Source organism: Sphingomonas sp. JC676, from assembly GCF_014489075.1.
In the GTDB taxonomy this organism is placed as follows: domain Bacteria; phylum Pseudomonadota; class Alphaproteobacteria; order Sphingomonadales; family Sphingomonadaceae; genus Sphingomonas.
The window spans coordinates 466,181-486,288 of the sequence record NZ_JACTGR010000003.1; the positions used below are offsets into that span (position 1 = coordinate 466,181).

23 protein-coding genes are annotated in these 20,108 nt (G+C 67.0%); 12 read left to right on the forward strand and 11 right to left on the reverse strand.

Annotation, left to right across the window (positions count from 1 at the left end; all coding sequences use genetic code 11):
• Positions 1-120 precede the first annotated feature (120 nt).
• Positions 121-810 carry a c-type cytochrome gene (locus IAG41_RS12845; RefSeq protein WP_187729014.1) on the reverse strand — a complete coding sequence of 230 codons (690 nt, stop codon included), beginning with the start codon at positions 808-810 and terminating at the stop codon, positions 121-123.
• Between the two features lie 104 nt (positions 811-914).
• Here IAG41_RS12845 and IAG41_RS12850 point away from each other — a divergent pair, with 104 nt between their 5' ends.
• From IAG41_RS12850 to IAG41_RS12865, 4 genes are all read left to right on the forward strand, one after another.
• A complete protein-coding gene (locus IAG41_RS12850; protein WP_187729015.1) occupies positions 915-1,808 on the forward strand; it encodes a prephenate dehydratase in 894 nt (297 codons plus the stop codon).
• A gap of 59 nt (positions 1,809-1,867) precedes the next feature.
• Positions 1,868-2,110, forward strand: a complete 243-nt coding sequence (locus IAG41_RS12855) for a helix-turn-helix transcriptional regulator (protein WP_222950673.1) — start codon at positions 1,868-1,870, stop codon at positions 2,108-2,110.
• 14 nt (positions 2,111-2,124) lie between these two features.
• The gene (locus IAG41_RS12860; RefSeq protein ID WP_187729016.1) at positions 2,125-2,640 is read left to right on the forward strand and encodes a hypothetical protein; all 516 of its coding nucleotides are present in this window, start codon (positions 2,125-2,127) and stop codon (positions 2,638-2,640) included.
• A gap of 141 nt (positions 2,641-2,781) precedes the next feature.
• Positions 2,782-3,342 carry a hypothetical protein gene (locus tag IAG41_RS12865; RefSeq protein WP_187729017.1) on the forward strand — a complete coding sequence of 187 codons (561 nt, stop codon included), beginning with the start codon at positions 2,782-2,784 and terminating at the stop codon, positions 3,340-3,342.
• Positions 3,343-3,351: 9 nt separating this feature from the next.
• Here the strand turns inward: IAG41_RS12865 and nudC are convergent, their stop codons facing one another.
• The 3 genes from nudC to IAG41_RS12880 are packed head-to-tail and all read right to left on the reverse strand — an operon-like array spanning position 3,352 to position 6,538.
• Positions 3,352-4,221 (reverse strand): NAD(+) diphosphatase, encoded by an 870-nt coding sequence (gene nudC / locus IAG41_RS12870; RefSeq protein ID WP_187729018.1) that lies wholly within the window; start codon positions 4,219-4,221, stop codon positions 3,352-3,354.
• A complete protein-coding gene (locus IAG41_RS12875) occupies positions 4,218-5,483 on the reverse strand; it encodes a serine hydrolase domain-containing protein (RefSeq protein WP_187729019.1) in 1,266 nt (421 codons plus the stop codon). Before IAG41_RS12875 ends, nudC begins: the two co-directional genes overlap by 4 nt.
• The gene (locus IAG41_RS12880) at positions 5,456-6,538 is read right to left on the reverse strand and encodes an A/G-specific adenine glycosylase (RefSeq protein WP_187729020.1); all 1,083 of its coding nucleotides are present in this window, start codon (positions 6,536-6,538) and stop codon (positions 5,456-5,458) included. Before IAG41_RS12880 ends, IAG41_RS12875 begins: the two co-directional genes overlap by 28 nt.
• A gap of 28 nt (positions 6,539-6,566) precedes the next feature.
• On the opposite strand from IAG41_RS12880, the gene IAG41_RS12885 reads away from it, so the two are divergent.
• The 5 genes from IAG41_RS12885 to IAG41_RS12905 are packed head-to-tail and all read left to right on the forward strand — an operon-like array spanning position 6,567 to position 12,539.
• Entirely contained in the window at positions 6,567-7,100 is a 534-nt protein-coding gene (locus IAG41_RS12885) for a DUF721 domain-containing protein (protein WP_187729021.1), read from the forward strand.
• A 3-nt stretch (positions 7,101-7,103) separates the two neighbouring features.
• Positions 7,104-7,793 carry a thioredoxin domain-containing protein gene (locus tag IAG41_RS12890; RefSeq protein ID WP_187729022.1) on the forward strand — a complete coding sequence of 230 codons (690 nt, stop codon included), beginning with the start codon at positions 7,104-7,106 and terminating at the stop codon, positions 7,791-7,793.
• Between the two features lie 30 nt (positions 7,794-7,823).
• Positions 7,824-8,585 carry a DsbA family protein gene (locus IAG41_RS12895; RefSeq protein ID WP_187729023.1) on the forward strand — a complete coding sequence of 254 codons (762 nt, stop codon included), beginning with the start codon at positions 7,824-7,826 and terminating at the stop codon, positions 8,583-8,585.
• Between the two features lie 23 nt (positions 8,586-8,608).
• Positions 8,609-12,016 (forward strand): chromosome segregation protein SMC, encoded by a 3,408-nt coding sequence (gene smc / locus IAG41_RS12900; RefSeq protein WP_187729024.1) that lies wholly within the window; start codon positions 8,609-8,611, stop codon positions 12,014-12,016.
• Positions 12,017-12,062: 46 nt separating this feature from the next.
• The gene (locus IAG41_RS12905; RefSeq protein ID WP_187729025.1) at positions 12,063-12,539 is read left to right on the forward strand and encodes a hypothetical protein; all 477 of its coding nucleotides are present in this window, start codon (positions 12,063-12,065) and stop codon (positions 12,537-12,539) included.
• On the opposite strand, the gene IAG41_RS12910 is transcribed toward IAG41_RS12905, so the two are convergent.
• The 5 genes from IAG41_RS12910 to IAG41_RS12930 all read right to left on the reverse strand — a co-directional run bounded on the left by IAG41_RS12910 (position 12,536) and on the right by IAG41_RS12930 (position 17,135).
• Positions 12,536-12,928 carry a hypothetical protein gene (locus IAG41_RS12910; RefSeq protein ID WP_187729026.1) on the reverse strand — a complete coding sequence of 131 codons (393 nt, stop codon included), beginning with the start codon at positions 12,926-12,928 and terminating at the stop codon, positions 12,536-12,538. The genes IAG41_RS12905 and IAG41_RS12910 overlap by 4 nt on opposite strands.
• Before the next feature lie 24 nt (positions 12,929-12,952).
• Entirely contained in the window at positions 12,953-13,984 is a 1,032-nt protein-coding gene (locus tag IAG41_RS12915) for a glycosyltransferase family 4 protein (RefSeq protein ID WP_187729027.1), read from the reverse strand.
• A complete protein-coding gene (locus IAG41_RS12920) occupies positions 13,981-15,552 on the reverse strand; it encodes an alpha-amylase family glycosyl hydrolase (protein ID WP_187729028.1) in 1,572 nt (523 codons plus the stop codon). The genes IAG41_RS12915 and IAG41_RS12920 overlap by 4 nt, the downstream gene beginning before the upstream one ends.
• 136 nt (positions 15,553-15,688) lie before the next feature.
• A complete protein-coding gene (locus IAG41_RS12925; RefSeq protein ID WP_187729029.1) occupies positions 15,689-16,804 on the reverse strand; it encodes a glycosidase in 1,116 nt (371 codons plus the stop codon).
• Positions 16,805-16,838: 34 nt separating this feature from the next.
• Positions 16,839-17,135, reverse strand: coding sequence for a chorismate mutase (locus IAG41_RS12930; protein ID WP_187729030.1), 297 nt, complete (start codon positions 17,133-17,135; stop codon positions 16,839-16,841).
• A gap of 94 nt (positions 17,136-17,229) precedes the next feature.
• Between IAG41_RS12930 and IAG41_RS12935 the strand changes: the two genes are divergently transcribed.
• A complete protein-coding gene (locus tag IAG41_RS12935; RefSeq protein WP_187729031.1) occupies positions 17,230-18,243 on the forward strand; it encodes a polyprenyl synthetase family protein in 1,014 nt (337 codons plus the stop codon).
• 41 nt (positions 18,244-18,284) lie between these two features.
• On the opposite strand, the gene IAG41_RS12940 is transcribed toward IAG41_RS12935, so the two are convergent.
• Positions 18,285-18,452: a hypothetical protein gene (locus IAG41_RS12940; protein ID WP_187729032.1), complete on the reverse strand. Its 168-nt coding sequence runs from the start codon at positions 18,450-18,452 to the stop codon at positions 18,285-18,287.
• Positions 18,453-18,769: 317 nt separating this feature from the next.
• On the opposite strand from IAG41_RS12940, the gene IAG41_RS12945 reads away from it, so the two are divergent.
• Positions 18,770-19,480 (forward strand): histidine kinase dimerization/phosphoacceptor domain -containing protein, encoded by a 711-nt coding sequence (locus IAG41_RS12945; RefSeq protein ID WP_262408645.1) that lies wholly within the window; start codon positions 18,770-18,772, stop codon positions 19,478-19,480.
• Positions 19,437-19,838 carry a sensor histidine kinase gene (locus tag IAG41_RS23230; RefSeq protein WP_262408646.1) on the forward strand — a complete coding sequence of 134 codons (402 nt, stop codon included), beginning with the start codon at positions 19,437-19,439 and terminating at the stop codon, positions 19,836-19,838. The genes IAG41_RS12945 and IAG41_RS23230 overlap by 44 nt, the downstream gene beginning before the upstream one ends.
• Positions 19,839-19,883: 45 nt before the next feature.
• Here IAG41_RS23230 and IAG41_RS12950 read toward each other — a convergent pair whose 3' ends face one another.
• A complete protein-coding gene (locus IAG41_RS12950; RefSeq protein WP_187729033.1) occupies positions 19,884-20,102 on the reverse strand; it encodes a hypothetical protein in 219 nt (72 codons plus the stop codon).
• Positions 20,103-20,108 lie beyond the last annotated feature (6 nt).

The window sequence follows — 20,108 nt, forward strand, 5'->3', positions numbered from 1 at the left end:
CTTCCGCTTCGCGGCGGCCCCCATCCTCCGCCGCGAAGGCAGGAGAGGAGTCTGAGGACAAACAAAAGGGCGCAGCCGAAGCCGCGCCCTTTTTTGTTGGCGTAGTCGATCTGCGAAAGCTTACTTGACGCCCTTCTTCTCGGCCTGGATCGCGCCCGAATTGGTCTTTGCCGGCGTGCCTTCGCCCGGGGTCGCCTGGTTGACGATGTTGTCGCCCGGAGCCGCTGCAGTCGCATTGGCCTCGGCAGCGTCGCTCGAATTGCCCGGCGCGGCGCCCGCGGCGGGCGGAGCCGGCAGCGGCAGGTTCGAGCCCTGGCTGTTGAGATAGAGGATCACGTTCGCGCGCGCCTGCGGATCGGAGATGCCGGCAAAGGTCATCTTGGTGCCGGGGGCCATCTTGCGCGGGCTCGTGAGCCACGTGTTCATCTTGTCGAAGTCCCACTTGCCGCCAACGGCCTTTAGCGGGTCGGAGAAGGCGAAGCCGCCCTTGCCCTCGGCTACGCCCTCGCCGAGCGTGGCATAGAGATTCGGGCCGACACCGTTCGCGCCTCCCTGGTTGATCGTGTGGCACGCGGCGCACTGCTTGAAGACCTCGGCGCCCTTGGTCACATCGGCGGTGGCGAGCAGCGTGGCGATCGGCACCGCGGCGGCCGCGCCGCCGGCGCTCGCATCTTCGGCGCCTTCGATCGCATATCCCATATGCTCGGGACGCTCTGACTTGAACGCCATGCCGCTGACGATCGACAGGCCCAGCGCGGCAATGCCGCCGGCCAGAGCCCAACCCGCGATCGTATTGAAGCGATTGTCCATCACGTGCCCCTGAGGAGAAAAAATCGAGCCCCTTTAGAACTGCCGTCGGGGCGAACGCAAGCGGGCTTGCCGCATGTCGAGCGGACGTCTAGCCCGCGCTCCCTATGGAGAACTTCGCAGCCCCCGCGCGGCCGATCGTCGCCAAGATGATCGAAGCCGCCGAACAGGCGCCCGAACGCGCGGTCGCGTTCCAGGGCGCGCCCGGCGCCAATTCGCATATCGCGGCGCTCGAGGCCTTTCCCGACGGGTTGCCCTTACCCTGCTTCTCGTTCGAGGACGCGATCGACGCGGTGAAGGAAGGCCGTGCCGATTGCGCGATGATTCCGATCGAAAATTCGTTGCACGGTCGCGTCGCCGACATCCATTTCCTACTCCCCGAATCGGGGCTGGTGATCACTGGCGAGCATTTCCTGCCGATCCGCTACGGGCTGATGGGCGTGGGCGAGATCGATCGAGTGAAGGAGGCGATGAGCCATCCCCAGGCGCTGGGCCAGTGCCGCCACTGGCTGAAGGCACACGGCATCGCGCCCGTCGCCTATCCCGACACGGCTGGCGCCGCCGCGGTGATCGCCGAGATGGCAGATCCCGCCGTGGCCGCGCTCGCGCCGCCCGGGGCCGCCGCGCTCTACGGCCTGAAGCTGTTCGCTACCGACCTTGCCGATGCCGAGCACAACATGACCCGATTCGTCGTGCTCGCCCGCGCCGCGCCGCCGATCGACGGCCCCGGCCCGTTCATGACCACCTTCATCTTCGAGGTGAAGAACGTCCCCGCCGCGCTCTACAAGGCGCTGGGCGGTTTCGCGACCAACGGCGTCAACATGACCAAGCTGGAGAGCTACCAGCGCGGCGGCAGCTTCGCGGCGACCGAATTCTATGCGGACATCGTCGGCAGCCCCGAGGATCCTGCCATCGCCCGCGCGCTCGAGGAGCTCAAATTCCATACCAAATGGACACGCCTGCTCGGCACCTATCCCCAGGCACGCGCGCGCCCGGAATAGTTGACTCTCCCGACGATATGTTGTGTATACACAACGACTCGTTGGATTGAGGCGTAGCTTTGCCGAGCATTCACAACCGGATTGCGCTGTTTCGTGCCGAGCGCGGCCTCAGCCGCCGCGACCTGGCCGACGCCGTGGGGGTGAATCCCCAGACGATCGGCTATCTCGAGCGGGGCGATTACAGCCCCAGTCTCGAGCTCGGCATGAAGATCGCGCGCGAATTCGGCGTGCCGGTCGAATTGCTCTTTTCCTTCGAGCCATTCGAATCCGTCGCCGCGGCGCTGCGCCGCGCGGCCGAATGAGCCGGGAGTTTTCGATGCCCAAGCTGACCAACAAGGCGATTTTTGAGGCGCTCGACGCCGTCGCCGAACGCACCGGCATTCCTGCCTATGCCGCAGGCAAGGCGAAGCGGCGGCACCTGCGCTGGCTCCCGATCGTCGCGCTCGTGATCGCTACCATCGGCATGGCGATCATGTTCGCCTTTGCGGGCTGGCGCGAACGCGCTCTGGGTCAGGGCATGGTATTTTTCGGCCTAATGCTGGCAATATTGCTGCCGATGTTCGGGCCGGTGAAGCTGTGGGGCAGCGGTGAGCGGGTCGACGAGTTCGACCGCGACGTGCGGCGCAACGCCTTCCTCGTCACCTTTGCGACTGTCAGCGCCACGGCGATATGCGGCATCTGGCTGATCCTCGGCCTTGCCTTGCTCGGCAATTGGGACCGTTCGGCGTTGCTCCAGATATTGTCTGCCTTCACCTGGTACCTGATGACGCTCTATTCGGCGGTGCCGACGCTCCATGCGAGCTGGGCGACCCGACCGATCGGCGAGGACTAGGCCGTGCACCCGTAAAGGCGCAAGGATTGCCAACGGGCCGGCTGCGAACATCGATTCTTCATTTTTTCCTCACGCCCTGCTCACGCGGCGCATCCAAACTCGTGCCAAGATGAGGTGCTGATTCCCACAGGAGGCAAGCAGATGATTGGATCGAGCGAACAGGGCGGCGCGGGGGCCTGGGACTATTGGCGGATCGCGCGCTGGACCGGGGCATTGGCATTGCTGCTCACGCCGCTGGTGATGATGCAGATCAGCGACGAATGGCACTGGACCATCGGCAGCTTCCTTTTTGCCGGTATCATGATTGGCGGTGTCGGGCTGCTCTACGAGCTTGCCGAAAGAGCGAGCGGAAGCCGGGCCTATCGCGCGGGTGTTGCCATCGCGCTCGTGGCGTCGTTCCTGACCGTGTGGACCACAATTGTTCGCGATGACGGCACCGGCATTGGCTTTTTCCTGGTGATCATGGCGGCAGCGGTAGGTGCGTTCTCCGCCTGGTTTCAGCCCGCCGGCATGGCCCGGACCATGCTTGGCGTGGCGATCATGCAGGCATTGCTCAGCATAGCCATTGCGACCGCACCGTCGACCGCGAGCATGCCCGGTGGCGCGTTCAAGGCCCTGTTGTTCGGCGGTTTCTTTACGGCGCTGTGGCTAGTGTCGGCAACTTTCTTTCGTTCCGCCGACAGGGCCATTCGCGCTTCATAGGTCGTCTATCTAGGCACCTTCCATCCACGCACCGAGCAGCGTGTGCGCGATCGCATAGGGCGGCGGTGCGCCGAAGGGGGCGGCGGGATCGCGGGCCATCGCCAGCCGCACCTCTTCCCGCGTGAACCAGCGCGCATCCTCCAGCTCGTGCGTGTCGATCGTGAGCGCGTCGTCCTCGGCCACGCCGATGCACGCGACCATCAGCGACGAGGGGAAGGGCCAGGGCTGGCTCGCGACATAACGTATGTCGCGCACCCGTACGCCGGCTTCCTCGTGGATCTCGCGCGCCACCGCTTCCTCGATCGATTCGCCGACCTCGAGGAAGCCGGCGAGCGCCGAATAGCGGCCCGGCGGCCAGGGCGGCTGGCGGCCGAGCAGCACGCGGTCGCCGATTTCGGCGAGCATGATCACCACCGGATCGACGCGCGGGAAATGCTCGGCGCCGCAATGCGGGCATTTGCGCGCCCAGCCGGCGCGAAAGATCGCGGTGGCGGTGCCGCAATTGGCGCAGAAGCCGTGGCGGCCGTGCCAGTCGACCAGGCTGCGCGCGGCGGCATAATTGGCGGCGTCTGCAGGCGCGAACCGGTCGAGCATCGCGAACAAAGCCGGCGAGCGGCCCGGCGGCACGGGGTGGCCGGGCGGCAGCGCCGAGGCGAAGCACGGCACGCCCGAATCAAAGCCGAGAAACAGCAGCGCTCCCGCCGCCGCATCCAGCCCGGTCCAGGTCAGGTGCCCGGCATCGTCGAGCACCGGATCGAGCCCGTCCAGCACCAGCAGCCGCGCCGCCGGATCGGCCAGCGCGGCATCGAGCAATGCCGGATCGTGACGAACCGGGTCGGCACGGTCGAGCGTGCCGCCGGTGAAACCCGGCGCCTTCACCGCGCCAGATCGGCGTAGACCGCCCGGCCCACCTCGCGCTTGAGCGCGGTGTCGGCCAGCAACAGGTTGATCATGCCGACACCGCGCACCTTGTTGACCGGATCGGCCCAGGCGATCGTGCCTGCGGCGCCGCCCCAGCCGAATGTGCCCTTGCCCTGCCCGCCGGGTCGAGCCGCCAGATAGACCGATCCACCTGCGCCGAAGCCCATCGGCACGCCGGTATCCCTGGTCATATCGTCGAGAATCGACTGGTCGACGCCCGCCGGGAGTAGATTCGACATCGCCAGCGCGACCGTCTCCGGCTTGAGGATACGCGCGCCGTCCAGCTCGCCGCCGTTCACCAGCATGTGGAGGAAGCGGTCATAATCGCGCGCGGACATCACCAGTCCGGCGCCGCCATAGGGAAAGCTTGGCGGCTTGAGCCAGACCGAGGTCGCGCCGGGATCGAGCGCGATGCGGTTGCCGCCGACGACGGCATAGTCGGTCGCGAACGAAGCGACCTTGTCGGCCGGCACTGTCCAATAGCTTTCGCGCATCTTGAGCGGCGCGAAGATGCGCGTGTTGACGAAGGTGTCGAACGGCATGCCCGATGCGACTTCGATGACGCGGCCGAGCACGTCGAGCCCGATCGAATAGCTCCATTTGCTGCCGGGCTCGGCGATCAGCGGCAGCGTCGCGACGCGGTCCGCGAATTCCTCGAGGGTCGCCGGGCGGGTAGCGCGTGCCTGCGCCTCGAAGGACACGCTCACCGCCGCGGGATTGATCCCCAGCCGGTTATACTCGTCAAGCAAAGGGCCCTTGGTGATGATGTTGTAGCCCAGGCCCGCGGTGTGGGTGAGCAGGTTGCGCACCGTGATCGGGTGCGTCGCCGGGCGGCTGGTCAGGTCCTTGGCGGGATCGACCAGCACCTTCATGTTCTTGAACGCGGGGATGAAGTCGCTGATCGGCTGGTCGAGCTTGATCTTGCCTTCCTCGATCAGGATCATCGCGGCGATGCCGGTGATCGGCTTGGTCATCGAATAGACGCGCCACAGGCTGTCCGCATCGGCTGCCCGCGCCGTCGGCTCGTTGGCAATGCGGCCCTCGGCGATCACCTTGAGCGGGGCGTCGCCCTTGGCATAGGTGATGACGATGCCCGGCACCGTGCCGTCGGCGACATAGCGCTTGGCCAGCGCGGGCGCCTCCGTCGGCGCAACCTGCGCGGTCGCCCACGGCGCGAGCGCGAGCGCTCCGATCAATCCAATTCCGAACCGTCCGCGCATCGCATTCTCCCGAAAATCCGCGCCGCCTTGGCGAATACCGTCGGCAGCCCCGCCGCTTCCAGATCGGCAATCGGCCACCATTCGCCTCCCACCTCTTGGATGAGTGCGGCGTCTGAATGCTCCCCGATTGTTGCAGCGGCAAGCATGCAATCGAGGTTGAAGTGCGTGAAGCCGTGCATCGCGTGTTCGTCGAGCATTTGCCACGCGATATCGAAAGGTGCTCCCATTAGTCCCGGAGGCGAATCGCTCCACGGGCCGGTCGGCAGGGCACGCATTCCGCCGAGCAGGCCCTTGGCCGGGCGCGTCACCAGCAGCACCAGCCCGTCGCGCTCGGCCCAGAACATCGTGCCATGGCGCTGGGGCTTGGGCGCCTTCTTCGCCTTGACCGGGAACATCTCGGGCGCGCCGGTGGCGAAGCCGTCACATTGCGCGCGCAAAGGACAGAGCAGGCAGCGCGGCGATTTGGCGGTGCAGATGCCGCTGCCCAGATCCATCATCGCCTGGGCGAAATCGCCCGCGCGCGCATCGGGCGTCACCGAATCGGTCAGCGCGTAGATGCGCGATCTGGCACCCGGCAGCGGCTCTGCCACCGCGAACAGCCGCGAGACGACGCGCTCGACATTGGCATCGACCACCACCGCGCGCCGGCCGAATGCGATCGCCGCGATCGCCGCTGCGGTATAGCCGCCGACGCCCGGCAGCTTGCGGAGTGCCTCTTCGGTGTCGGGGAGCGCGCCAATCGCCGCCACTTCCCGCGCGCAGGCGAGCAGGTTTCGCGCCCGGGCATAATAGCCGAGCCCGGCCCAGGCGGCCATCAGGTCGCTATCGTCCGCCGCCGCCAGCGCCGCGAAATCGGGCCAGCGCGACGTGAACTTCTCGAAATAGGGGATGACGCTGGCGACCTGGGTCTGCTGGAGCATCACCTCGGAAAGCCACACCCGATAAGGTTCCGTCGCATTGGCGCCCGGCCGCGCCCGCCAGGGCAGATCGCGGGCGTGGGCATCGTACCATTCAAGCAGCGGAGCGGCGATTGCGCGAGGGACGTTGTCGGGCACGCCCCGGCTATGGCATGGGTTGGCGGCAATGACGAAGCCCCCGCGCACAACCACTCCCAAGCCGCGCCCGGAGCCGCAGCGCAGCAACCGCGTGCAACCGGTTTCAGACCTGCTCGGCAATGTCGGCCGCGCGACCTTCCGCAAGTTCGGATTCGTCCAGCATTCGATCGTCAGCCGCTGGAGCGAGATCGTCGGCGAGCGCTATGCCCGCGTCTCCGCGCCCGAATCGATTCGCTTCCCGCAGGGCAAGCGCGCCGAGGGGGTGCTCCATCTGCTCGTCTCGGGCGCCCATGCGCCGATGATGCAGCATATCGCCCCCGAGATCGTCGACCGGGTCAATCGCTTCTTCGGCTATCCCGCGGTCGCGCGGCTCGCGATCCGCCACGGCGACGTGAAACGCCCCGAAAAGCCCGTGCCGCCGCCCAGCCTCAAGCCCTTGTCCGAGGAAATGGGCGCGAGCCTGCGCGGCATTGTCGATCCCGAACTCAAGGCAGTGCTCGAAGCGCTTGCCGCCGGCGTCGCCGCGAGCGACGAAAAACCCAAGATCGGCCGGATCGACTGACATATGAAGCGCCTGTTTCTCATCGCCGCATCGCTGCTGCTGCTATCGAATTCGGCGCCGCGTCCGGTCGCCGACTGGGTCGCTACCGTGACCGCAACACCCGAGGGCGGCTATCGCCAGGGCAATCCGGACGCGCCCGTGAAGTTGATCGAATATGGCTCGCGCACCTGCCCGACCTGCGGCCGTTTCGCTGCCGAGGGTATGGCGGAACTGCGCAGCCAATATGTCGCGACGGGCAAGGTCAGCTACGAATATCGCGATTTCCTGATCCATGGCGCGCCGGACTTCGCGCTCGCTCTGCTGAACCAGTGTGTGCCAACGCCACGCTTCTTTTCCGTGCTGGACGCGATCTATGCCAACCAGCCGGCGTTCGCGGAGAAGCTCGAGCAATTGATGAAGACCCGCTCGAGCGAAGTGACCGCCTGGCAGAAGCTGCCACCGCCGCAAATGGCGACTCGCTTCGCCGAGGCGTTGGGCTTCGTCGACTTCATGAAGGCTCATGGCGTGACCGAGGCACGGGCGCGCCAATGCCTTTCCGATCCTGCGTTGATCAAGCGTGTCGCCCAGACCAATGCCGACGCCGTCAATCAACAGGACATCGACGGCACGCCGACCTTTATCGTCAATGGCCGCAAGATGCGCGCCTCCGACTGGCTCCATCTCCAGCCCGAACTATGGGCGGCGGGAGCCTGACCGAAACCATTCCCCTGGAGAAGTGAAGACATGCGCGTAGCCCCAGCCCTGATTGCCCTGCTCCCCGTCCTGGCGCTCGCCGCATGCGGCGGCGAATCGTCGAACAGCTCGGCGCCGGTCCAGGCGTCCACGCCCGTCACCGCCGCGGCGCCCCCTGCCGGCAAGACCTGGATGGACGTCGTCGCCAAGACCCCCGAGGGCGGCTACGTCCAGGGCAATCCGGACGCGCCGATCAAGCTGGTCGAATATGGCTCGCGCAACTGCCCGGTCTGCGGCCGTTTCGCCGTCGAGGGCGTCGAGCCGCTGCGCCAGAAGTATATCTCGACCGGCAAGGTCAGCTACGAGTTCCGCGACTTCCTGGTGCACGGCGCGCCCGATCTCGCCCTGGCGCTGCTCAACCAGTGCGTGCCGACCGAGAACTTCTTCACGGTGATGGACCAGATCTACGCCAACCAGCCGACGTTCCTCGACCGCACCCAGGCGCTCGTCGAGAAGAACCCGCAGGTCGCGCAGCAGCTCCAGTCGATGCCCGCACCCCAGGCGGCGGTGGGCTTTGCCGATCAGTTGGGCTTCGTCGAGTTCATGAAGCAGCACGGCCTGCCCGAAGCCAAGGCGCGCGCCTGCCTGGCCGATCAGAAGACGATCGAATCGATCGCCAAGGTCAATGGCGACGCGGTCAACAATGGCGAAGTGACCGGCACGCCGACCTTCTTCATCAACGGCAAGGTCGTGCCGAACACCGCGGCATGGGAAGCGCTGGAGCCCGCGCTCCAGGCAGCCGGCGCGCGCTGACGCCGGGCAGATAAGGAGCGGCGATGCAGATCAAGCGGCTGCGGCTGACAGGCTTCAAGAGCTTCGTCGACCCGGCTGACTTGCGCATCGAGCCGGGGCTGACGGGGATCGTCGGCCCCAATGGCTGCGGCAAGTCCAATCTGCTCGAAGCTTTGCGCTGGGCGATGGGCGAGAGCAGCGCCAAGTCGATGCGCGGCGCCGGCATGGAAGATGTGATCTTCGCCGGCACCGCCACCCGCCCGGCCCGGGATTTCGCCGAAGTCTCGATCCTCGCCGAGCAGGTGGGCGAGGATGGCGAGCTCGAAGTCGTCCGGCGGATCGAGCGCGGCGCGGGCTCCGCCTATCGGATCAACGGCCGCGACGTCCGCGCCAAGGACGTCGCGCTCGCTTTTGCCGACGCCGCCACCGGCGCGCATTCGCCGGCGCTGGTGAGCCAGGGCAGGATCGGCGCGATCATCCAGGCCAAGCCCGGCGAGCGCCGCGCGATGCTGGAGGAGGCGGCGGGCATCGCCGGGCTGCATGTGCGCCGCAAGGACGCCGAGCAGAAACTGCGCGCGACCGAGGCCAATCTCATCCGCCTCGACGAAGTGATCGGCGACCAGGAGGCACGCGCGGCGGCGCTCAAGCGCCAGGCACGCCAGGCCGAACGCTATCGCGAGCTATCGGACAAGATCCGCGTCGCCGAGGCGCGGATGATCTTCGCGCGCTGGCGCGACGCGGCCGCCGCGGCCGATGCCGCCAAGAAGGAAGCCGCCGGCGCCGAGGCCCTGGTCGCCGAACGCACGCAAGCGCATGATATCGCCGCCGCCACGCAACAGGAGGCCGCACAGGCGCTTGCCACGCTGCGCGCCGAATCGCTTGGCCTGCGCGACCGCGCCACCGATGCGATGCATCGGCTGGCGACGCTGCGCAGCGAGCGCGCGACGGTCGAGCGACGGATCACCGAACTGCAGGACGCCGAACGCCGGCTGACCGAGGACCGCGGCCGCGAGGGCGCGCTCGCCCGCGACGCCGCTGAGGCGCTGGCGCGTCTGGCCGAGGAATCGACCGCGCTCGACACGCGCATCGCCGAAGCCACCGCGCGCATGCCCAATCTCGATGCCGCGCTGGCCGAAGCCGAGCGCGCCGCGCGCGATGCCGAAGTCGCGCTCGCCCAGGCGCTCGCCGCGCAAGCCAGCGAAGCCGCCGAGGCACGCGTCGCAGAAGCCGCGCTCGCCGCCGCGCGCACCAGGGTCGAGCGATCGGGCCGCGACCATGCCCGGCTCGAGGCCGAACTGCACGCGCTCGCCGATGCCGCGCCGCTCCAGGCCGAGAAGACCCGCGCCGCCGAAGCGCGCGCCCAGGCGCTGCGCCAGGCCGAATCGGCGCGCACGGGGCTCGCCCGCGCCGATGCCGAGGAAAGATCGGCGATCGAGGCGCGCAACCGTGCCCAATCCGCGCGCGCCTCCGCGCATGCCGAACTGAGCCAGCTCGACAGCGAAGCCGCCGCGCTCGCCAAGGCGACCCGGCCTTCGGGCAGGGACCGGCTGCTCGATTCGCTCAAGGTCGACGCGGGATATGAGCGCGCGCTCGCCGCCGCGCTGGGCGACGATCTCGAGGCCGGGCTCGATCCGGCTTCCGAGCGCTATTGGGCCGGCGCCGAATCGCTGCCGGGCGATCCTGGCGCGCCATCCGAGACCACGCCGCTCGGCCAGCATGTCCAGGCGCCGCCGGCGCTTGCCCGACGGCTGGCGCAGATACTGGTCGCCGAGCGCGACACCGGCCAGCCGCTTGCGGTGGGTCAGCGGCTCGTCACTCTGGCGGGCGTGCTGCGGCGCTGGGACGGCTACACAGCCAAATCGGGCGGCGCCGCGGCGGCCGAGCGGCTCGAGCGCGTCAACCGCCTCACCGCGATCGAAAAGGCGCGCCCCGCCGCAGTCCGCGCGGTCGAGTCCGCCGATACCGAGCTGGCGCGCATCGACGAAAGCATCACAGAGGCCCGCCGCGCCGCCACCGATTGCCGCCGGGTGCTCGATCATGCCGAGAATGCCGGACGCGAAGCGGGCCGCGCCGAGGATCGCGCCGTCTCGCAGCTCGAACGGCTCGAATCGCAGCGCGCCGACCTCGACAGCCGCGCACGCCGCATCGCCGCCGAGCAGGACGAGGCATCGGGTGAGCTGACCCGGGCCGAAGCTGCCAAGGCCGCGCTTCCCGACGGCACCGCCACGCGCGAGCGTGTCGCCACGCTCTCCTCCGAGGCCGAGGTCCGTCGCGCGACTTCCGCCAGCGCGCGCGCCGAACGCGGCACGCTCGACCGCGAGATTGCCCAGGCGCGCGAGCGCCACGCTGCCGCCGCCGCCGAGAGCCGGAGCTGGAAGTCGCGCGCCGGCGAGGCCGCGCGCCGCGCCGCCGAGATGGACAAGCGCGCCACCGAGCTGGCCGAGGAGAGCAAACGCCTGTCCGGGCGCCCCGCCGAGCTCGATGCACAGGTCACCGAGGCCGAGGCCGCGACCGAGGCTGCGCGCGCCGACTCCGCCGTCGCCCAGGCTGCCGAGCACACCGCCGAGGCGACGCTGCGCGCGACCGAAGGCGATGTCCGCGCCGCCAATGAATCGCTCGCTTTGGCGCGCGAAGCGCGCGCCGGCGCGCTGGCGCGGGCCGAGAATCAGGAGATGCGCCGCATCGAGATGGGCCGACTGTCGGGCGAACGCTTCGAATGCCCGCCACCCTTGCTCCCCGAACAGGCCGGCTTCGATCCGGAGACGGTGCGCGATCCGCAGCACGAATCGGTCGGCCATGACCGGCTGATCGCCGAGCGCGAGCGGATCGGGCCGGTCAATCTGGTCGCGGAGAGCGAGCTGGCCGAGCTGGAGGCGGCCTATACCGGCAACGCCAAGGAGCGCGACGAGCTTGCCCAGGCGGTGAACCGGTTGAGGGGCTCGATCGGCACGCTCAACCGCGAGGGGCGGCAACGGCTGCTCGCTGCGTTCGAGGCAGTCGACCAGCATTTCCGTCGGCTATTCTCCACCCTGTTCAACGGTGGCCAGGCGCATCTGGAGCTCGTCGATTCGGACGATCCGCTGGAGGCCGGGCTCGAAATCATGGCGCAGCCGCCGGGAAAGAAGCTCCAGTCGCTGACCCTGCTTTCGGGCGGCGAGCAGGCGCTGACCGCGGTGGCGCTGATCTTCGCTTTGTTCCTGACCAATCCCGCGCCGATCTGCGTGCTCGACGAAGTCGATGCGCCGCTGGACGACGCCAATATCGAACGCTTCTGCGACCTGCTGGAGGCGATGACGCGCGAGACCGCGACGCGCTATCTGATCGTCACGCACAACGCCGCGACGATGAGCCGGATGCACCGGCTGTTCGGTGTTACCATGGTCGAACAGGGCGTGAGCCGGCTGGTGTCGGTCGATCTGGGCGGGGCGGAGAATTTGCTGGCGGCGGAGTAAGCGTGTCTCATGCCACTCCGCCCCGGCGGCAATGGGAGGAAATGCGATGCGATCCATCACGATCGGCCTGGTTCTGGCGGTGGCAGTTGCCGCGCCCGCTTATGCGCAGGACCAGAAGCCGCAGACGACCACCGAGAAGGCCGGCGATATCGCCACCCAGCCCGCGCGCGACGTCGGCGCGGTGAAGACCAAGATCCCGCCGGTGCTGCAGGACGCGGCGGCCAACCCGTACAGCCTGGACGGCCTGTCCAAATGCGGGGACATCCGCGCGGCGATCGCCGATCTGAGCGGTGCGCTGGGCCCCGACTATGAGGGCGCGGTCGATCGCAAGAAGAGCCGCAAGATCAAGGTGACCGGCAACACCGTCGCCGGACTGATCGTGCCGTTCCGCGGCGTCGTCCGCGAAGTGAGCGGCGCGGCATCGGCGCAGCGTGAGCTCAACGCGGCAACTGATGCGGGCTTCGCGCGGCGCGGCTTCCTGCGCGGCACCTATGAGGCACGGCGGTGCAAGCCTGCGCTCTAATGGGGCGTCCCGGGAGCGAACCAGCCGGTAACGTCGCGGCCGCATCGGATCATCCATCCGCCATCGGATAGCCGCAGCGCATGATCGCTTGCGCGTCGGAAACGCATATTGAAGGTCGTCCCGCGATCCGTGGGCATGGCGCCGTCGCCAGGTTCGATGACGCGCTGAAACAGCGTGTCGCCGCGAATCCACCATTTTCCATAGTCGCCGATCGCGATGCCGATCCAATAGCCGCGCCGGCTGAAGACGACCTGATCGCCGCCGCCATCGCCATTGCATGCCTCGCCCGGTCGCTGGCTCGGGCCGATATATTGCCAGCGTCCGACCATCCAGCCGGGGTGCGGGTCCGGCGCGGCGGTCATCAGCAACAACGCGAAAAACGACGGCATCAGGCCTCCATTCGGAGGAAAAGCCTAGATTAAAGCGGTTACGGAAGGATTTCCGGCGAGGATGAGGCGGTACAGCGCGAGATACTTGTCCGCCATCGCCTCCACCGAGAAGCGCGCCGCCACGGCTGCGCGGCAGGCGGCGCGATCGATCGCCGCGACACCGCCCAGCGCGGTGATCGCCTCGCCGGCCGATCCCACCAATAGCCCCGTCACGCCATCGTCGATCAGTTCGGGCATCGAGCCGCGGTCCACCGCGATCACCGGCGTACCGCAGGCCATCGCCTCGATCACCGAAAGGCCGAACGGCTCGTCGAAATTGATGAGGTGGAGCAACGCCTGGGCCTTGCCGAGCGCGCGCAGCCTTTCCGCACCGCCGACCGCGCCGTGGTAGACGATCCTGTCATCGAGATGGGGCGCGACTTCGCGCTCGAAATAGCCCTGGTCCTGGACGATGCCGTAGAGATTGAGTCGGCGGCCGGTCGCCTTGGCCACTGCGATGGCCTCAGCCGCGCCCTTGTCGGGATGCATCCGGCCAAAGAACAGCAGGTCCTCGCCGCCGTCCGCCTCGAACGGGAATTCGTCGAGCCGGACGCCGTGATGGATCGTCGCGGCATATTTGAGCGAAGGGTGCCGGTCCGCTTCGCTGATCGCGACGAAATGCACGCGATCCTCGTACGGCTTGTACATCGGCAGGATGCGATCGGACGAGAAGCCGTGGATCGTCGTCACCATCGGCGTGTCGATCAGATTGGCGTAGGCGTGGGCCGGGAAATCGGCCTGGTTGTGGATCAGGTCGAACTCGCCGGCGCGCTCGAAAAGATGCGCCTGATGGGCATATTCCCAGACCTTGGCGTCAATCGAAGGATCTTCCTCATAGCCGCGCGGCACGACCCCCGCGAGCTTGCCCGTGGTGATCGAATCCTGCGTTGCGAACAGGGTCACGTCGACGTCGCGCGCGACCAAAGCCTCGGTGAGCAGGCTCGTCACCAGCTCCCATGGGCCATAATGCCTGGGCGGCGTGCGCCAGGCGATCGGCGCCAGCATCGCGATCTTCATCCCAGGATATATCCTTCGTTCGGGCCGAGCAGCGCTGGATCGTTCGCTCCTTGCGCGGAGACCAGGACCGAAAGTCCTTCCGCCCATTCGGGGATCGGGAAATTCTGCGGGCTGGTGCCAAGGTTAAGTACCACGACGATCCGCGCGTCACCCAGCCGACGCTCATAGACAAGCAGGTCGCCGCTGCTTTCGATGCCGTGATACTCGCCGATCGCCAAGGCAGGCCGGGCGTGCCGCAGCGTCAGCAATGCCTGGGTGAAGCGCCACATCGAGCGCGGATCGTCGCGCTCCGCCGCCACGTTGCGCGTCGGCCAATCGGCGTGGAGCGGCAGCCAGGGCTCGACGCTGGAGAAGCCGGCATGGACGTTCGCGTCCCAGGCCATCGGCGTGCGCACCGGGTCGCGGCCCATGCCGATCCCCGGCTCGTTCAGCTCGCGCGGATCCTGGATGCGCTCCGCGGGGATCGCGACATCGGTGATGCCGAGTTCGTCGCCATAATAGAGCGTCGGCGTGCCCCGCAACGTCAGCAGCAGCAGCATCGCCACGCGCGCCTGTGCCTCGCCCACCCTGGTCGCAATGCGAGGCCGGTCATGGTTGCCGAGCACCCAGTTGGGCCAGCCGCCGCCCGGCAGCGCGCCTTCGTACTCGGCGATCATCTTCGCCAGCGACCGCGCATTCCACTCGGCGCCGATCAGCTGGAAGTTGAAGGGCAGATGCACGCCCGGCTTCTCGGGCAGGCCGTAATAGGTCACGAGTTTCGGCACGGGCAGGTAGATCTCGCCGACGAGAACGCGCGCGCCATATTCGTCGGCGATGCCGCGCATCTCGGCGGCGATGTCGTGGACCTCGGGCTGGTCAGTCGAGTGGAGCTGGTGGACGGTCATGTACTCCGGCAAGCCCTGCTGCCATTCGGCATTGGCCGGATTGTCCGGGAAATCCTGGTGCTTCACCATGTGCCACAGCACGTCGATGCGAAACCCGTCGACGCCGCGCGCGAACCAGAAGCGCAGCACGTCCATCATCGCCTTGCGCACCTCCGGATTGCGCCAGTTGAGGTCCGGCTGCTCCTTCAGGAAGGCGTGGTAATAATATTGGCCGGTGGCCGCGTCCCACTCCCAGGCCGAACCCCCGAAATCGCTGATCCAGTTGTTGGGCGGCCCACCATCGGGTTTCGCGTCGCGCCACAGATACCAGTCGCGCTTTGGGTTATCGCGGGAAGAGCGGCTCTCGACGAACCAGGGATGCGCGTTCGACGTGTGATTGGGCACGAAATCGAGCAGCAGCTTGAGGCCCCGCGCATGCGCCGCGGCGAGCAGCGAATCGAAATCGTCGAGGCTGCCGAAGCGCGGATCGACGCCGCGATAATCGGCGACGTCATAGCCGAAGTCCGCTTGTGGGCTGGGGAAGATCGGCGAGATCCAGATCGCGTCGACCCCCAGCTCCTTCAGCGCGTCGAGCCGCTGCTCGATGCCCTTGAGATCACCGATCCCGTCGCCGTTCGAATCCTGGAACGAGCGGGGATAGATCTGGTAGATGACGGCGGATTGCCACCAATGCGGATCGGTCATGCCGCGTCCCTCTTTTCGTCACCCCGGACTTGTTCCGGGGTCCACTTCGCCGCACGCACCGCATTCGAGCCTCGAACCCATCGCTCGCCTCCCGGCGGCCCCCGGAACAAGTCCGGGGTGACGGTGGACACGGGCCTCACGCGAACCGCTCCTTCGCTATATGGGTGATCCGGCACGCCAGGTCCGCCTCGCCCGAGGCCAGGATATAATGGTCGCCCGCATCGACGAGCCCGGTGGTGAACACCACCGGCGTCGGCAGGTACATCTGGTGCGCGATCGCGGCGGTCAGCGCCGGATCGGCCTCGAGCACCGGATCATTGTCCTCCTGGCGCAGGATCTTGGTGGGGTCGTCCTTGTCGAGCAGCGCCCAGAAGCTGCGATAGATGCCCACCGCATCCTTCTTCTCGACGCCGTGATAGATCAGCATCCAGCCGTCTTCGGTGAGAACGGGCTGGCTGCCGCCGCCGATCCGCTGGTTCGAGGTCGAGCCCTTGCGCGCCCGCAGCCCCGGCGCGTCGAGCGGCTTCCAGTGCAGTCCGTCGGGCGATTGCGCGAGGTTGATCGAGGGGCCGCCGAGCCAGGGCGAATCGTCGGGATAGGCGAAATAAACCTCGCCCAGCGGCCGGGTGAGCGCCATGAATTTCCCGCCCACTTTACCCTCGAACAGGATCATGTCCTTGTTCTGGTGATCGAGCACCACACCGAGCAGCTCGTAATCGAGCCCGTTGGCGGAGCAATACATCGCGGTGCAGTGGCGCTCGGCCGAGACCCCGCACACGGTCATCCACCAGATGCCGTCGATCCGCGTGATCCGCGCATCCTCGACGCCATATTCGAGGTAGCTCGCGCTCGGCGCGATCGCCTTGTCATAGTGCACCGCGACGATCTCGCGCGCATCGGCGCTCAGCTCCACCGGCAGCAGCCACGAGAGCGAGGTCAGCCCCAGCAGCCGGGGATTGCGGTCCTTGAGCGCGAACTGCCTGGGATCGCCCATGTCGACCCCGGCCAGCGCATGCGCGTCGAGCACATAGCCTTCGGGCGTCCAGCGGATCGCCTGAGCGCAGTCCCCGGCGACCGGCTCCCGCAACGCCTCTGCCACGCGCACCATCAGCACCAGATTGCCGTTCGGCAGCCGCGCGAAGCCGGGGTTGAACGCCCCCAGCACATAGGTCGCCTCGTCGATCCCGTGCCGGAGCGGCGAACGCGCGAGATCGACGTCGTCGGGGCGGAAGATCAGATAATCCTGGGCCAAAAGGTCCCCCTTGTCTGCCGGGGACCGAACGGCATCAGGCGCTTCCGGTTCCGGCCTGCTGCGCCCGCTGATGGTGCCGGATCACTTCGTCGATGATGAAGCGCAGGAATTTCTCGGAGAATTCGGGATCGAGATCGGCATCCTTCGCCAGGGCCCGCAGCCGCGCGATCTGCGCTTCCTCGCGGCCCGGATCGGCGGGCGGCAGCCCCGTCTCGGCCTTGTAGCGCCCCACCGCCTGGGTCACCTTGAATCGCTCGGCGAGCAGGAAAACCAGGGCCGCATCGATATTGTCGATGCTCTGGCGATAGCGTTGCAGCGTCTCGTCGGGCAATTCCGGTCTCCCTCGCGCCCCTTTCGCCCGCTGCACGCGGCCTTGCAAGCCCGCGCTCTTGCCTTTGTGCGATGCACGCGCCAGAGCGCGGGTAATGAGCGCCACCATTCACCGCCTGGGCTCGCGCGGAGAGCCGTCGCTTGATCCGATGATGGCGCTCGTCGCGCACGACATGAACCTGGTCAATGCGGTCATCCTCGATCGCATGCAGTCCGACATTCCGCTGATCCCCGAGCTTGCCGGCCATCTGATCGCCGGCGGCGGCAAAAGGATGCGGCCGATGCTGACGCTCGCGAGCGCGCAGCTGCTCGGCTATTCGGGCACGCGGCATCACCGGCTCGCCGCCGCGGTCGAGTTCATCCACACCGCGACGCTCCTTCACGACGATGTCGTCGATTCATCGGACCTGCGCCGCGGCCGCCGCACCGCCAACATCATCTGGGGCAATCCGGCGAGCGTGCTCGTTGGCGACTTCCTGTTCAGCCGCTCGTTCGAGCTGATGGTCGAGGATGGCAGCCTCAAGGTGCTCAAGATCCTGAGCAACGCGTCGGCGGTGATCGCCGAGGGCGAGGTCAACCAGCTCACCGCGGTGCGCCGCCTCGACATTTCCGAGGAGCGCTATCTCGACATCATCGGCGCCAAGACCGCTGCTTTGTTCGCCGCTGCCTGTCGTATCGCGGCGGTGCTCGCAGAGCGATCGGAAGGCGAAGAAGCGGCGCTCGACACCTATGGCCGCAACCTCGGCGTCGCCTTTCAGCTCGTCGACGACGCGATCGATTATGTCTCGGACGCGGGCACGATGGGCAAGGATGCCGGCGACGATTTCCGCGAGGGCAAGATGACGCTGCCCGTCATCCTGGCCTATGCCCGTGGCGGCGACGCCGAGCGCACCTTCTGGAAGGACGCCATTTCGGGCCGTCGCGCATCGGACGAAGATTTCGCCGAGGCGATCCGCCTGGTGCGGAGCAGCCGCGGGGTGGACGATACGCTCGCCCGCGCCCGACACTACGGCCAGCGCGCGATCGACGCGCTCGGCGGCTTCGCGCCGGGCAAGGCCAAGGACGCGATGGTCGAGGCAGTCGAATTCGCGGTGGCGCGCGCTTATTGAGCTGGACGTGCGATGCCGCGGCTGACCGTCGCGGCATGGCTTCAGCGAAGGGCAACGCCCGGCGAAACCGTCGTCGGAAATGCTACCCGGCGCAATCTCGCATATCCGCGCGCCAGGCCCTCATGGGCGATCCGCGCTTCGACGCTGCGGGCCGCGCTGGCCCGCATGAGCGAAATCTGCTCCCGCTCAAGTAGATAGTTGATATCCATGGCGAAACTCCCTCGGGGAGCGAGAGCATTGCGTCTCTCAGTCACACGGTGCTCGGAACGACTCGGTGATGGAGCATGCTATCACGGTTCGCACCGCGCGGTCGCCTTGTTCCAGGGGCGCTAACACGACTTTCGCTCGCGTCATCTCAAAACCGCCCCAGTTTCCGATCGGGAAACTCCCTCGACAATAACCGACCGAAATGTAGCAAGGTTGCGAGCGAGAACGTGCTATGGTTTCCGCACAGGTCGAATGCGCCGGTCAGATTGACCGCAGCCGCCGGATCTTCGCACGAAGTCCACAGACCGAAAGGGCTCCAATGCCTCCCGCAACACCGAGCGACACTGATCTCACTCTCAACCTCGCGCTGGCTGTCATCGCCTCGTCGCACGCGCCGGTCTTGCTGCTCGACGAAAGCCGCGTGGTTATCGCCGCGAGCGACGCTTTCTGCCACGCCTTCGAGATCGATTCCGGGACGATTGGCGGTCAGGAATTCGCCTTGTTGGGTGCGGGCGAATGGGCGATTCCGCAGCTCCAGTCGCTCCTCAAGGCAACCGCCTCCGGCTTCGCCGAGGTCAAGAATTACGAGTTCGACCTCAAGCGCGAAGGTCGCGGCGATCGCCGCCTGATCCTGAACGCACACAAGCTCAATTATGGCGAAGGGCAGGAGGTTCGGCTCCTGCTCGCCATCGCCGATGTGACGGAAGCGCGAATCGCCGAGCGGATGAAGGACGATCTGGTTCGTGACAAAAGCATATTGCTCCAGGAACTTCAGCATCGCGTGGCCAATAGCCTCCAGATCATCGCGAGCGTGCTGATGCAGAGCGCCAAGAAGGTACAATCGGACGAGGTACGCAGTCACTTGCGCGATGCCCATAATCGCGTGATGTCCGTAGCCGCCGTCCAGAAGCAGCTCACGGTTTCACCGGCCGACGAGGTGAATCTCCGGGCGTATCTGGGACAATTGTGCGAGAGCATCGGCTTCGATGATCCACGATCACGACCAGGTCACGCTGCAAGTCGAAAGTGACGAGAGCCTGGTCGGGGCAAATGTTTCGGTCAGCCTTGGCCTCGTCGTGACCGAACTCGTCATCAATTCGCTGAAACATGCTTTTCCTGAGGCACGCCACGGGAAAATCATGGTGAGCTATCGCAGCAAGGGCGTCGACTGGGCCCTTTCGGTTGCCGACGACGGTGTCGGCATGCCGACGGAGCCCCAACTGGCCAAACCCGGCCTGGGCACCAGCATCATCCAGGCGCTTGCCGATCAACTGGGCGCCCATATCACCGTCTTGGACGGCATGCCGGGGACGGTAATATTGCTCGAGCACGCGCAGCCGGCCTCAGCCGCAACCGGCAATGCATCACACGCCGCCCCGCCGATCTAGCGAGAACAGCCTGACGCGCCACGCGTGCGCGCCAGGCGCCGCCCGCTATTCCTCAACGCCTTCGGCCTCGTCGGCATCCTCATCCGCACCCAGCACGTCGTCCTCGTCGCCGTCGAGGACTTCCTCAATCGCCTCGACCACCAGATCCAGCTGCTCAAAGCTCGCAGTGAACTCGATCGTCTCGCCGTCATCGTCTTCGAGATGCAGCGTGTAATCGCCGTCGCTGTCGGGGGTGATGGTGAATTGTGCCAGGGTCCGTGCCATGTCGCA

Coding starts and splice junctions, on each gene's coding strand:
- IAG41_RS12845 (WP_187729014.1), bottom strand. CDS start 810: ATGGACAATCGCTTCAATACGATCGCGGGTTGGGCTCTGGCCGGCGGC.
- IAG41_RS12850 (WP_187729015.1), top strand. CDS start 915: ATGGAGAACTTCGCAGCCCCCGCGCGGCCGATCGTCGCCAAGATGATC.
- IAG41_RS12860 (WP_187729016.1), top strand. CDS start 2,125: ATGCCCAAGCTGACCAACAAGGCGATTTTTGAGGCGCTCGACGCCGTC.
- IAG41_RS12865 (WP_187729017.1), top strand. CDS start 2,782: ATGATTGGATCGAGCGAACAGGGCGGCGCGGGGGCCTGGGACTATTGG.
- IAG41_RS12875 (WP_187729019.1), bottom strand. CDS start 5,483: ATGCGCGGACGGTTCGGAATTGGATTGATCGGAGCGCTCGCGCTCGCG.
- IAG41_RS12885 (WP_187729021.1), top strand. CDS start 6,567: ATGACGAAGCCCCCGCGCACAACCACTCCCAAGCCGCGCCCGGAGCCG.
- IAG41_RS12890 (WP_187729022.1), top strand. CDS start 7,104: ATGAAGCGCCTGTTTCTCATCGCCGCATCGCTGCTGCTGCTATCGAAT.
- IAG41_RS12895 (WP_187729023.1), top strand. CDS start 7,824: ATGCGCGTAGCCCCAGCCCTGATTGCCCTGCTCCCCGTCCTGGCGCTC.
- smc (WP_187729024.1), top strand. CDS start 8,609: ATGCAGATCAAGCGGCTGCGGCTGACAGGCTTCAAGAGCTTCGTCGAC.
- IAG41_RS12905 (WP_187729025.1), top strand. CDS start 12,063: ATGCGATCCATCACGATCGGCCTGGTTCTGGCGGTGGCAGTTGCCGCG.
- IAG41_RS12910 (WP_187729026.1), bottom strand. CDS start 12,928: ATGCCGTCGTTTTTCGCGTTGTTGCTGATGACCGCCGCGCCGGACCCG.
- IAG41_RS12915 (WP_187729027.1), bottom strand. CDS start 13,984: ATGAAGATCGCGATGCTGGCGCCGATCGCCTGGCGCACGCCGCCCAGG.
- IAG41_RS12920 (WP_187729028.1), bottom strand. CDS start 15,552: ATGACCGATCCGCATTGGTGGCAATCCGCCGTCATCTACCAGATCTAT.
- IAG41_RS12935 (WP_187729031.1), top strand. CDS start 17,230: ATGAGCGCCACCATTCACCGCCTGGGCTCGCGCGGAGAGCCGTCGCTT.
- IAG41_RS12940 (WP_187729032.1), bottom strand. CDS start 18,452: ATGGATATCAACTATCTACTTGAGCGGGAGCAGATTTCGCTCATGCGG.
- IAG41_RS12945 (WP_262408645.1), top strand. CDS start 18,770: ATGCCTCCCGCAACACCGAGCGACACTGATCTCACTCTCAACCTCGCG.
- IAG41_RS23230 (WP_262408646.1), top strand. CDS start 19,437: ATGATCCACGATCACGACCAGGTCACGCTGCAAGTCGAAAGTGACGAG.
- IAG41_RS12950 (WP_187729033.1), bottom strand. CDS start 20,102: ATGGCACGGACCCTGGCACAATTCACCATCACCCCCGACAGCGACGGC.